12 protein-coding genes are annotated in these 12,166 nt (G+C 64.1%); 5 read left to right on the forward strand and 7 right to left on the reverse strand.

Features of this window, described 5'->3' with window-relative positions; all coding sequences use genetic code 11:
* The first annotated feature begins 92 nt into the window (after window positions 1-92).
* The gene (locus tag CUJ90_RS23430) at window positions 93-1,013 is read left to right on the forward strand and encodes a LysR substrate-binding domain-containing protein (protein ID WP_073429698.1); all 921 of its coding nucleotides are present in this window, start codon (window positions 93-95) and stop codon (window positions 1,011-1,013) included.
* 32 nt (window positions 1,014-1,045) lie between these two features.
* Here the strand turns inward: CUJ90_RS23430 and CUJ90_RS23435 are convergent, their stop codons facing one another.
* The 3 genes from CUJ90_RS23435 to CUJ90_RS23445 all read right to left on the reverse strand — a co-directional run bounded on the left by CUJ90_RS23435 (window position 1,046) and on the right by CUJ90_RS23445 (window position 3,136).
* A complete protein-coding gene (locus CUJ90_RS23435) occupies window positions 1,046-1,462 on the reverse strand; it encodes a rubredoxin (RefSeq protein ID WP_073429697.1) in 417 nt (138 codons plus the stop codon).
* Window positions 1,463-1,521: 59 nt separating this feature from the next.
* A complete protein-coding gene (locus CUJ90_RS23440) occupies window positions 1,522-1,722 on the reverse strand; it encodes a hypothetical protein (RefSeq protein WP_073429696.1) in 201 nt (66 codons plus the stop codon).
* Between the two features lie 175 nt (window positions 1,723-1,897).
* Complete coding sequence (locus tag CUJ90_RS23445) at window positions 1,898-3,136, reverse strand: aromatic ring-hydroxylating oxygenase subunit alpha (protein WP_114164030.1); 1,239 nt, start codon at window positions 3,134-3,136, stop codon at window positions 1,898-1,900.
* A gap of 290 nt (window positions 3,137-3,426) precedes the next feature.
* Between CUJ90_RS23445 and CUJ90_RS23450 the strand changes: the two genes are divergently transcribed.
* The 4 genes from CUJ90_RS23450 (at window position 3,427) to CUJ90_RS23465 (ending at window position 6,908) form a co-directional block, all read left to right on the forward strand.
* The gene (locus CUJ90_RS23450) at window positions 3,427-4,491 is read left to right on the forward strand and encodes a DMT family transporter (RefSeq protein ID WP_083081923.1); all 1,065 of its coding nucleotides are present in this window, start codon (window positions 3,427-3,429) and stop codon (window positions 4,489-4,491) included.
* Between the two features lie 176 nt (window positions 4,492-4,667).
* The gene (locus CUJ90_RS23455) at window positions 4,668-4,871 is read left to right on the forward strand and encodes a DUF3562 domain-containing protein (protein WP_073429693.1); all 204 of its coding nucleotides are present in this window, start codon (window positions 4,668-4,670) and stop codon (window positions 4,869-4,871) included.
* A 147-nt stretch (window positions 4,872-5,018) separates the two neighbouring features.
* Window positions 5,019-6,122 (forward strand): NAD(P)/FAD-dependent oxidoreductase, encoded by a 1,104-nt coding sequence (locus CUJ90_RS23460; RefSeq protein ID WP_114164031.1) that lies wholly within the window; start codon window positions 5,019-5,021, stop codon window positions 6,120-6,122.
* Between the two features lie 324 nt (window positions 6,123-6,446).
* Window positions 6,447-6,908 (forward strand): GNAT family N-acetyltransferase, encoded by a 462-nt coding sequence (locus CUJ90_RS23465; RefSeq protein WP_083081920.1) that lies wholly within the window; start codon window positions 6,447-6,449, stop codon window positions 6,906-6,908.
* Window positions 6,909-6,987: 79 nt separating this feature from the next.
* Here the strand turns inward: CUJ90_RS23465 and CUJ90_RS23470 are convergent, their stop codons facing one another.
* The 4 genes from CUJ90_RS23470 to CUJ90_RS23485 are packed head-to-tail and all read right to left on the reverse strand — an operon-like array spanning window position 6,988 to window position 12,158.
* Window positions 6,988-8,391 (reverse strand): MFS transporter, encoded by a 1,404-nt coding sequence (locus CUJ90_RS23470; RefSeq protein WP_114164032.1) that lies wholly within the window; start codon window positions 8,389-8,391, stop codon window positions 6,988-6,990.
* A 25-nt stretch (window positions 8,392-8,416) separates the two neighbouring features.
* Window positions 8,417-9,682: an NAD(P)/FAD-dependent oxidoreductase gene (locus CUJ90_RS23475; protein WP_114164033.1), complete on the reverse strand. Its 1,266-nt coding sequence runs from the start codon at window positions 9,680-9,682 to the stop codon at window positions 8,417-8,419.
* The gene (locus tag CUJ90_RS23480; RefSeq protein WP_083081915.1) at window positions 9,675-10,640 is read right to left on the reverse strand and encodes a VOC family protein; all 966 of its coding nucleotides are present in this window, start codon (window positions 10,638-10,640) and stop codon (window positions 9,675-9,677) included. Before CUJ90_RS23480 ends, CUJ90_RS23475 begins: the two co-directional genes overlap by 8 nt.
* A gap of 27 nt (window positions 10,641-10,667) precedes the next feature.
* Entirely contained in the window at window positions 10,668-12,158 is a 1,491-nt protein-coding gene (locus tag CUJ90_RS23485; RefSeq protein ID WP_114164034.1) for an aldehyde dehydrogenase, read from the reverse strand.
* Window positions 12,159-12,166: the final 8 nt, after the last annotated feature.

Here is a 12,166-nt window from a genome sequence, read left to right on the forward strand (position 1 = left end):
ACGACAAACCGATCCTATGCCGCACCCGCGCTTTGAAACAGTCCCATCCGGACTATCATGATCACCTTTCCCGATCACCAACAGAAGCTTTCATGGCGCTGACGATTTCCCAACTGCGCGCGTTCACCGCCATTGCCGAGCACGGCAGCATCCGCGCGGCGTCGCGAGCGCTCGGCATCGCGCAGAGCGGCATCACGCAGCAATTGCAGAACCTGGAATCGATGCTGGGCGCGACCTTGTTCACGCGCACGAATCGCGGCATCGCGTTGACCGCGCTCGGCCAGCGCCTGTTGCAGCGGGCCGGCGCCATCATCGGCGAATGCGAGCGTGCGGAGCAGGAAGTGCGGCAATTGCGTGGCGACTACATCGGCGAGGTCACCTTCGGCATGACCACCGAGCCGCTGGTCGACGCGTTCGCGCCGGTGCTGATGGAATTTCGCTCACGCTTCGAGCGGGTCGCGGTGCATCTGCGTACCGGCACCTCGCGGATGATGATCTCGTGGATTCGCGAAGGCTCGCTCGACTTCGCGGTCGCGCTGGTGTCGAAGCACACCGATACGGCCGATCTGTCGGTGACGCCGCTTTATGCGTCGGATCCGGTGATCGTTTGCCGCCAGGGTCATCCGAAAGCCGGTGCGACGTCGCTGGCCGAACTGGTCGATTGCACGTGGGCGGCGACGCGCTCGCCGAATCTCACGGACGATCCGCAAATCAACCGGCTCAGTCATCTGTTTGAAAGCCACGGCCTGCCGCCGCCGAAAATCGTCGCGACCGTGGAAGGTTTGTACGAGACGCTGCATCTGGTCGGCGCGACGGATTGCCTGTCGCTGGAAGCGTCGGTCGTCGCGAAACGCGGGCCGTTCGCAAGCACGCTCACGTCGATCGATGTGCGCGAGCGCGCGGTCGAACAGAACGTGTGCCTGCTGCAACGCGCGGCCATTCCGCTCACGCCCGCCGCGCAGGAACTGGCGACGATGATTGCATCGTACACGCGCACCGTGCGGGCGCGGTGAGTGCCGGCTTTAATGCCTTATGTTGGTCGAGTTCAAAACTCGACCAGCGCGAAATCTTCCTTGCCCACGTCGCAGAGCGGGCAGCGCCAGTCGGCCGGAACATCCGCCCAGCGCGTGCCGGGCGCGATGCCTTCATCGGGCAAGCCCGCGGCTTCATCGTAGACCCAGCCGCAGATCACACAGACCCATTGCTTGAAGTCATCCGCCGAGGCTGCGGTTTCGCCCGCTGCATCCGGCGCATCGGCTGCTTGCGATGCGGGCGTCTCATCGAGGCTCACCACGAGCGGCGCGGCAGTGCCCGCGCCACTTTCCGCAAGGCGCGCTTGCAAGCTCTGCAGCAACCGCTGCGCTTCGGCCCGCGTCAGATCGATCCAGTAGGGATCGCCGGCGCCGTCGTTGAGCCGCTCGGGGGAAAACTGGATCTCGACGGCTACGCCCTTCTTGTACATGGCAAATCGGAATAGCGATGAAGCCGGCAGCGCGTGCCGGCGTGCGTCTTAAGCGTGGACTAGAGCAGCTGATTCAGCAGGATGGAAGCAATCAGGCCGGCGGCGCCGATGATGCCGAGCACTTGCAGCAGAGTGAGGGATTTGCGGGAGGCGGTGGGGATGTGTTGCGTCGTCACGAGGTGTTCTTGAAAATGAGGAAAAGCGAAATGGTACACGGGCGCGCGGCTTGCGGATGTCGAATGGCGCAAACCTTCACGCATGAGATGCCATTATCGCTGCCCGAAGGTGGCCGAAGATGGCCGATTGCCTACCGAGCGGAGATGGATTAGTTCGTCGCGCGGTGCAAAGTTCGCTGACGTTCGCTTATGCGCGATTGCAGCTATTCATTGCATTGGCGTGGCGTGGCGCCGCGGCCCGCGGCGCCAGAACCGCCTATCAGCTTTTCGCCAGCGGACTGCCCTGACGCGAATCCCAGAAGCGAATCACGGCGGTGTCGCCGGTGCCGGCGCCCACCCGTTGATCCGGCGCGCCGCGCTCGCGCAGCAAGGCCCGCAGTTCGTTGATAACCGGAAACACCTCGTGATTCCAGTCGGCGCCCTGTAAATCGTGCGCGCGCTGTTCGGCTTCGACGATCTCGCGGTCTTCCTTGAAGATGCGCTCGGTGAACCACACGAGCAACGGCCACGCGAGATTCAGCACACCGGGAATCCCCGGCTTGCGGATCGACAGCAGCCCGAACGTGCGATTGGTGCGCTGCTCGCGATCGAGCGGCACGTAGACAATCCACAAATCCATCACCAGCGTCTGCTCCGACGTACGGATTTGCAGCGTCTGATACGGATACTCGGTGCGGATCGTCATGACGTCCTTGTCGTTGTCGCCGCCGGTCTTGCGGCTCTGGCCGAATACGATCGCCTCGCCGATCGGCTGCTGGCCGGCCATGCGCGCGAACGTGTAATCGACCTCGACCCAGCCGTCGCCGTGACGCCGCCCCAACGAACGCGCGCGCATCTGCCCCATTTGCCGGCGATGCAGGAACTGATGGTTCATGTCCATCAGGTTCTCGTGCATGAACGAGTAGTGGCAATTCACCGGACGGCCGAAACGGCGCGTCTTGTACTTCTTGTCCGACACCGAGCCGAACGCGGGCAGCGGCCTTTCATCGGCCAGCTCGGCATTGCCGGGGAACACGAAAATCAGCCCTTCGACTTCGCGGCATGGATAGGAACGCACGCCGTTCGGCAGACGCTCGCGGCCCAGATACGGCACGTCGATGCACTTGCCCGAGCAGTCGTAAGTCCAGCCGTGATAGCCGCAGCGAATCGACTCGCCATCCACCACGCCCTGATGCAACGGCACCTGACGATGCGCGCAGCGGTCTTCCAGCGCGAACACCTTGCCGCCCTCGGTGCGCGCCAGCACGATCGGATCGCCGGCGAACGTGACGCCATGCGTCTTGCCTCGCTTCACCTCATGCGACCACGCGAGCGGATACCAATAGTCAGGGTGAATACCGACGCGGCGCAGATCGCGCACCGGCGCCTGATTGGCCCCCTGACCCGGCGCGTGGGCGTTCGCGGGTGCGTGGGTGGAATTCGGCGCGGCCGCATGAGCGAGCGTCGCGTCAGCCGGTGCATCGACCGCATCTTGTTCGAGCGGGGGAACAGCATGCATAAACGGAGCCTCCGTGCACGAGCGGATAGAAGGTTGCCGCCCTGCTAGTCGCGGGCGGCATCGTCGCACAGTCTACTCGAACCGGAAGCGGCATGGGGTCGATGCGGACCGCGCGGGCCAGCCTTGGCCGCGCCTGCTTCTGGCGCGAGCGCGTCGGCCGGCCGCTTTGCGCGCCGCCACGAACGCGCGCCGCGGCGGGCTTTAGTCGCCCGGCGCGGGAGCGCCAGGCATCGCCCCCGGGATAGCGGTATCGTGTCGGCATCGCCCGTTTCCACTCGAATCGTCCGCTTATGCCTAGCCGTTCCAACGCCGCCTTCACCGCCTTGCTCGCCGCCGCCCTGTTCGGCGCGACTACCCCGCTCGCCAAGGCGCTGCTCGGCTCGCTGTCGCCGTTTCTGCTCGCCGGCCTCTTCTACCTGGGCAGCGGCATCGGTCTCGCCGCGGTGATCCTGGCGCGCCGGCTCAAGGCAAGCGCCGCCGCGCGGCAGAGCGATGGTGGGCATTTTCCATTGCGCGAAGTACCGTGGCTCGCCGGCGCGATCGTGGCGGGCGGCGTCGCGGGGCCGGCCCTGCTGATGCTGGGTCTGCAAACCACGCCGGCCGCCACGGGCTCGCTGCTGCTGAACCTCGAAGGCGTCTTTACCGCGCTGATCGCGTGGATCGTGTTCCGCGAGAACGTCGACGTGCAGGTGTTCCTCGGCATGGCCGCGATCGTCGCGGGCGGCGTGGCGCTGTCGTGGCAGCCGGGCGCGGCCGGACTGCCGCCCGGCACGCTGCTGCTGGCCGGCGCATGCGCGTGCTGGGCCGTCGACAACAATCTCACCCGCAAGGTATCCACCCACGATGCGATGTTCATTGCCTGCGTGAAAGGACTCGTGGCCGGTTCGGTCAACGTCGCGCTTGCGCTCTCGCTCGGCGCCGCCTGGCCGAATGTCCCGACCCTCGCGCTCGCGATGCTGACCGGTTTTGCGGGCTATGGCGTGAGCCTCGTGCTGTTCGTCGTGGCGCTGCGCAATCTCGGCACCGCGCGTACCGGCGCCTATTTCTCGGTCGCGCCGCTGTTCGGCGTGACCTTGTCGTGGCTGCTGTGGCCGGACATGCCGCCGCCGCTATTCTGGGTCGCCGCCGCGCTCATGACGCTGGGCGTCTGGTTGCATATCCGCGAACGGCACGAGCATCCGCACACGCATCACGCGCTGGATCACACGCATCGGCATCGGCACGACGCGCATCATCAGCATGAGCACGACTTCGCCTGGGACGGCAAAGAGCCGCACAGCCATCCGCATCGGCATGCACCGATTACGCACACGCATGCGCATTTTCCTGACATACATCATCGTCACACCCATTGATTTTCCGCGTCACCGCGTGGCTCGCGCGTTTGCCGCACTGCAAGACAAAAATCTCTGTGGAATGAGTCCTGCGATAGACCGATTCAATTTGCATCGCCGCCGATCGCATCCTCTAATGACTGCTGGTGTCCGAGCGTCCTGGTGTCCAACCCGCCTCCCTTGCGTGGAGAAGTCCTATGTCACAACCCGAGCCTAACGTTGACGAAGTGGTGAAAAGCATCGCCGAGGAAACCGACACGCCCCCGGAAACCGTCTCGAAGATGTACGCGGACACGCTCGCCGACTATCGGCACGACGCCCGCGTGTTCGATTACGTGCCGCTCTTCGCGGCGAAGAAAGTGCGCGACCAACTGCGCCACGGTTCGAATCGCAAGCACTGACACGGCGGCGCGCGGAGACCACCGCCTGCCCGATTGGTGTTTGCACCAGGCTGGTTCATTCGAGTGCCGATTCGCACGAACGCGCACCGATTCTTTATTTTCCGCTGCTAGACTCTGACCCGGAACCATCGACTCGGGGGAGCTGGTATGCGAGTGACAATCGTAGGCGCGGGCATCGCCGGCTTGAGCACGGCGTGGTCGCTCGCAAAACTCGGACACGACGTCACGCTGATCGAGCAAGGCTCGATTCCCAATCCGCTCGCCGCGTCGGGCGACCGGCATCGCATGATCCGCCGTGCATATGGCGATGCCGATGGTTATGCGCGCAACCTCGCCGAGGCATTCGATAGTTGGGATCTGGTGTGGAACGACCTGGGCGTGTCCCACTATGCGAATTGCGGCGTGCTCGGCATTTCGCAATACGCGGGCGATGGCGCCGAACGATGCCGCGCCGGCCTCGACCGGATGGAATTCGAATACGAACGGCTCGAACCGCGTGAAGCAGCCGAGCGTTATCCTTTTCTCGACCCCGAGACGTTTCGCTACGGCTACCTCGATCGCGAAGGCGGCGTGCTCTTTAGCGAACGCATCGCCCGCGATATGAAAGCGTGGCTGAAGATGCGCGGCGCCGATATTCGCATGCACGTCAAGGCGCTTTCCGTCGATCCGCATGGCGCTTGGGTGCGGCTCGACGATGAGACCGTGGTGCGCGCCGACCGGCTCGTGGTCGCCGCGGGTGCCTGGACGCTGCAACTGTTCCCGGAGTTTGCGGAAGAACTCGTGACCTATCGCAATGCCGTTGCTTATCTGGAACCGCCCGCGGATCTGGAGGACGCGTGGTCGAATGCGCCCGCGATCGTCGATATTGGCGGCGATAGCGACGGCTATGTGCTGCCGCCCGTCGATGGCGTCGGTTTGAAAATCGGCGCCGGCGTGCATAAGGTGCGCGCGCCGGACCCTGACGTCGATCGTGTGGCGGGGCCCGGCGAGGGCGACAGCTTGCTTAGGCTGTTTGCGCCGCCGCTCAGCCGGATCGACGAATATACCGTTGCCGAAGTGAAAACCTGCGCGTACACCTTCACGGCGGACAAACGCTTCTTTTCGAAACGCATCGGCAATACGCTGGTGGTGTCGGCATGCTCGGGCCACGGTTATAAATTCGGCGCGGCGGTGGGAAGGCGCGTCGCGCAGGCCTTGGAGACGGGTGATGATGCGATGCTCGCGCGGTGGTTGAGAGCGGAGAGGGTTTAGGTCATGGTGGCGGGGCGTGTTGGCGGATCAGTCGGCGTACCGCGAAACGCATGCGCTTCGTGCGGCTCGATGCCCGCGTAGTTGAGCGTGAACCCCGGCGATAGTGGCTCCAAGTTTCCAGCACATGCTGGAGCTAACAATAGCGCCGCAAATTTCTTATGCTGTCGGAGCTAAAGCCGTCGCCTGGATACCGCCAGGCGGGAAGGCGCTGAAGGGCGCAAGGAGGCGTTGAGCGCGACCGTCTACGTCTGCGCCCGCTCAATTCGCCCTTGGCAGAAGCATGCGACTGCTGCCCGCCACCATCACCCACAAGGAACCGCGCTGATGTCCGACACGATTCAAATCCGCCCCGCCACGCCCGACGACTTCGACGCCTGGCTCCCGCTCTGGGACGCTTACAACGCGTTCTATGGACGCTCCGGCGAAACCGCGTTGCCGCGCGAGATCACGCTGATTACGTGGGGCCGTTTCTTCGACGGTTATGAGCCGATGCACGCGATGGTCGCCGAACGCAACGGCCAATTGCTCGGCCTCGTGCATTTTCTGTATCACCGTCACACGACGATGGCGGGACCGACCTGTTATCTGCAAGATCTCTATACGCTTGAAACCGAGCGCGGCAAAGGTATCGGCCGCGCGCTGATCGAAGCGGTGTATGCGCGGGCGAAGGCCGACGGTGCGCAACGCGTGTACTGGCAGACGCATGAGACCAATCAGACCGCGATGAAGCTTTATGACAAGGTTGCTGAACGGTCGGGGTTTGTGATTTATCGGAAGGGGTTGTGATTGACCCGCACCCCAAAAGTCGAACACCGATCCGATCTTTGGGGCGCAGTTCACCACCAACGCCTTCGCGCCGAAAGCATCAAGCCTCCAACTGCTCCAACACCTTGCCCTTGGTCTCGATCCCAAGAAAGTGCACCACCACCGCGGCAAGAAAAGGCACCGCCGCCAGAACATAAAACGCCACCTGCAAATTGCCGCCGATCATCGTCTTCGACACGATGGCCGGCGCGAAGATCGCCGCCACCTTCAGCCACGCGCCGCCGATACCGCAGCCCGTCGCGCGGATACTGGTCGGATACAACTCCGGCGTGTACACATAAGCCGTGATAAATCCGCAAGCGAGAAAGCCCAACGAAAACGCACAGAACGTCGCGACCACATACACCGACGATTCATGAAACACGCCTGCCAGCAGCAGCGAAAGCGTGCACGCAAGGAACGACAGGTTGATGATCGGCTTGCGCCCCACCTTATCGACCAGCAACGCGCAAGTCAGCGAACCCAGCACGCCCAGCACCGAAGCCGCCACCGCCAGATTCAGCGCCAGTTGCAGCGGCGCGTGATAAACCGTGCGATAGATCGTCGGCAGCCAGGTCGAGAGACCGTATTGAATGAACCCGCAGGTAATCCACAGCATCGCCACCGCCAGCGTGCGCTTCAAATAAGCCGGGCCGAACAGGTCGCGCATGCGGCGCTTCGGATGGCGATTCGCCATTGCTTCGAATTCGGCGGAATGGGTCACCGGCGGCAGCGGTCCTTTCGCGGTGCGTTCGAACGCGTGCACGGCGGCGTCGGCATCGGCCATGCGTTCGCGCTCGGCGAGCCAGCGCGGCGATTCCGGCACCAGCTTGCGCAATACGAAGAACAGAATCAACGGCATGCCGCCGATCCAGTACATGGCTTGCCAGCCGAAACGCGGCACGATCCACGCACCCAACGCATTGGAAGCCAACAGGCCCACCGGAAACACAATCTCGTACAACAGCACGAAACGCCCACGGCCATGCGCACGGCTGATCTCGTTGATGTACGTCGCGGCCACCGGCAATTCGCCGCCGAGTCCCACGCCTTGAATCACGCGCAACGCCACGAACGCCGCGAAGGTCGGCGCGAAACCGCACGCGATACTGGTGATGCCGATGATCCCCGAGCTCAATGCAATCGCGCGCACGCGGCCCTTGCGCTCGGCGTACCACGGAAACAGGAACGCGCCGAGCAATTGGCCGACCGACCCGGAGCCGATCAGAAAGCCGATTTCCCACGGCGTCAGATGCCACTTCGCGATCAGGACCGGCAGCGTGGCCGCGATCGCGATCACGTCGAAGCCGTCGAAGAACGTCGCGAGCCCGATCAGAATCCGCGCGCGCACCTGCATCGCGTTCCTCGGCAGGCGCTCGAGCCGCGCGATGATCGAGCCCCGGGTCACAGGGCCGGAGACACCGGCGCTGCTGCGGTCCCCCATGATGTTGTCGATGGTTCTCATGCCGTTGTCCCGTCCGTAGGTGTAGTTAGGCAAGCGCCGTGGTGGCGTCGGTCAGTGTGGCAAGGTCGATAGTCCGGCCTTGGTTCATCCACTTGCGCGAGAGCTTCAGTTCGCGTGGATTGTTGATGGCGATCACGCCGCGAATCGCGTTGTCTTCCAGATGGAAAAGCGTGGCGTGCTTGCCCGGCAGGTCGCCGCGTACAGCCAGTTGCGCGTCGCCCGGAATGTCGCCGAGAATTTGCAGATTCACGTCGTACTGATCGGACCAGAACCACGGAATGTCCGCATACGGTTCGAACGTGCCGAGCAGCGCCTTTGCCGCGGCGATCGCCTGGTTCTGCGCATTGGCCCACGATTCGAGCCGCACGCGGCGCTTGAGCCACGCGCTCGGATGATTGGCGACGTCGCCGCACGCGAAGATGCGCGGGTCGTCGGTCGCGCCGAAATGATCGACCACGATGCCGTCTTCCACCTTCACGCCCGCGGCTTCCGCCAGCGCCGTGTGCGGCGTGAGACCGATACCGGCGACCGCGAAATCGGCATCCACGGTCGAGCCGTCCGCGAACGTCGCGCGGATGCGGCTGGCGTCGTTCGGATGATCCGCGATCGACACCAGCGATGCGTGCAAACGCACGTCCACGCCGTTCGCGCGATGCAGGTCGAGCAGGAAGTCGGACACCATTGGCGGCAACGAGCGGGCGCACAGACGCCGCGCGCCCTCCACCACGGTTGCATTCACGCCGAGCTTGCGCGCGGTGGCCGCGACTTCGAGGCCGATCCAGCCGCCGCCCACGACGAGCACGCGCTTGCTTGCGCGCAGCCGTTCGCCTAACGCGACGGCTTCGTCGAGCGTCCGCAGATAGGCGATGTGCGAGGTCTTGACGAGCGAGTCCGGCAAGCGGCGCGCCGCGCCGCCCGTGGCGATCACCAGACGGTCGTATTGCACTTCACGGCCCGCTTGCGTGCGCACGATGCGTTGCTCGCGATCGATCGACGTCGCGCGATCGGGTTGCCATGCCTCGACGTTGAGCGCGGCGAAATCGTCGGGCTTGACGAGCCGCACGGTGTCGATATCCGCCTCGCCCGCCAGCACGGCCTTCGACAACGGCGGGCGCTCGTACGGCAGATGAACCTCGTCGGCGATCATCACGAGGCGGCCGTCGAAGCCTTCCTTGCGCAATGTCTTCACGACCCAACCGGCCGCCTGGCCGCCGCCGATCACGACGATGGTGCGCGGCGCTTCGAGTCCGGCGTGCGCGGCCTGGGCCTTTTCCGTGGCAGCGTCAGTCATTTTTGCGCTCCGTCATGAACTTGCCCTCCGGCGCTTGCGCGTTTTTCTGGCGACGCGTATTGCCGTCGATGCCGCCGTCGATCGCCCATTCGGCGAACACGGTCGGGCCGGGTTCGAAATCGCGCGGCTGCCATTCGGGCGTGAGCTGGTCTTCGTCGGCGTAGTACTCGATCAGGCCGCCGGCCGGATTCTGGAAGTACCAGAAGTACGCCGACGAAACCGGATGACGTCCCGGCCCGAGTTGCGTATCCCAACCGCAACGGCTGATGTGCATGCCGCCGCCGAATACTTCGTGGATATCGCGCACGGTGAACGCGACGTGATTCAAACCGCGTTTGCCGCCCGGCAGCGCCAGCAGGAAAATATCGTGGTGGCCGCCGTGCGGCGCGCAGCGCATGAATGCGCCGCGGCCCGGATAGCGATCCGACGTCTCGAAGCCGAGCAGGTCCTGGTAGAACTTTTCCTGTTCCGCGAGACAGTTCGTGAAGAATACGACGTGACCCACTTCGACCGGTTCGGCACGCTCGTAAATCGGCGACGGTTGATCGACGCGCAGCGTTTGGCCCCATACGTTCGAGGGCGAACCGTGAATATCGAGCACCCGTTTGCGAGTCACTTCCACGCGAATCGCCATGCCGTTCGGGTCGATGCAACCGACGGCGTCGCCGGTTTCGAAGTGGCCGGGCTGGCCGGCGAAGCGGCCGCGCAGTTCGTCGAGTTCCGCTTGCGTCGCGACACCCCACGTCACTTCGCGCAGCGTCGGCCCTTCTTCGAACGCGGGCGGCAGCGAGGGATCGTTCGCACCGGCCAGGAGAACCGTGCAGCCGTTCAGCGTTTCGAAGCGCGCATGCGTTTCATCGTGCGCGACTTCCTTCAAGCCCCAGTCCGCGAAAAAGCGGCGACAGGTAGCGAGATCCGTCACGCCGTAAATAATCTGTTCAATGCCGAGAATCGTCATAACGTGCCTCTTGCGTATCTTGCGTCTTCAATTCGCCCACGCCAGCGGCGCGTCGTTCAAGCCCCAGTAGAGGCTCTTCTGCTGCATGTATTCGCGGATGCCGAGACGGCCCTTCTCGCGCCCCATGCCGCTCTCTTTCCAGCCGCTGAACGGTGTGGAGATCGAGAACAGCTTGTAGGTGTTGATCCAGATGGTGCCGGCTTCGAGCGCGCGGGCGACCCGGTAAGCGCGCTTGTAATCGCGCGTCCAGATGCCGGCGGCGAGACCGAATACGCTGTCGTTCGCTTCTTCCAGCAGCGACGCTTCGTCGTCGAACGGCATCGCGACCAGCACCGGGCCGAAGATTTCTTCCTGGCAGATGCGGGCGTGATTCGTGAGGCCTTCGAGAATGGTCGGCTGAAAGTACGTGCCTTGCTCGCGGCCCTCGCCGACCGGACGCTCGCCGCCGCACAACAAGCGGCCGCCTTCTTCCAGGCCCAACGCGACGTATCGCTCGACCGTTTCGCGATGCGCCGCGGTAATGAGCGGCCCCATCTGCGTTTCCGCACGCGACGGATCACCCACGCGCAGCTTGCGCGCGCCCTCGACGAGACGCTTCATGAACGCGTCGTAAATCGAGCGCTGCACGAACAGACGCGATCCCGCGATGCACGCCTCGCCCGACGAACTGAAGATGCCATACAGCACGCCGTTCACCGCATGATCGAAATCGGCGTCGTCGAACACGATGGTCGGCGACTTGCCGCCGAGTTCGAGCGACACCGGCATCAGCTTGTCCGCCGCAATGCGCGCGATGCCGCGGCCCACTTCGGTGCCGCCCGTGAACGACACTTTCTTCACCAGCGGATGACGCACCAGCACGTCGCCGATCACCGAGCCCTTGCCCGGCAGCACGCTTACGACGCCCTTCGGCACACCGGCTTCCTCGCAGAGGCGAGCCAGCGCCAGGGAGATCAGCGGCGTCACTTCGGCGGGCTTCAACACCACCGCATTACCACCGGCCAGCGCCGGCGCGAGCTTTTGCGCATCCGATGCGATCGGCGAATTCCACGGCGTAATCGCGGCGATCACGCCGATCGGTTCGTAAATGCTCATCGTCAGATAGTCGCCGCGCGAGGGCGTGACTTCCTCATCGAGCGTTTCGAGGCATGCGGCGAAGTAGCGGAACGTGTTGGCCGCGCTTGCCACCAGCACACGCGTTTCACCGATCGGTTTGCCGTTGTCGCGACGCTGCAATTGCGCGAGCGCTTCGTGACGCGCCATGATCAGATCGGCGATGCGGTACAGAATCAGCGCATGCTGATGCGGCTTCAAGCCCGACCAATCCGCCTTGCGCCACGCGGCGTCGGCGGCTTCCACGGCTTCGCGGGCGTCGTCGGCATTGGCCGTCGAGATTTCCATGTTGACCGACTGATCCGCCGGATACAGGCTTTGGTACGGCTTGCCGCGCCCTTGCCGCCATTCCCCGCCGATGAAAATATCGCCGCTAGGCACGAGACGGGTATCGAAGTGAGTCATGTCGGTCG

The organism is Paraburkholderia terricola (assembly GCF_003330825.1).
In the GTDB taxonomy this organism is placed as follows: Bacteria; Pseudomonadota; Gammaproteobacteria; order Burkholderiales; family Burkholderiaceae; genus Paraburkholderia; species Paraburkholderia terricola.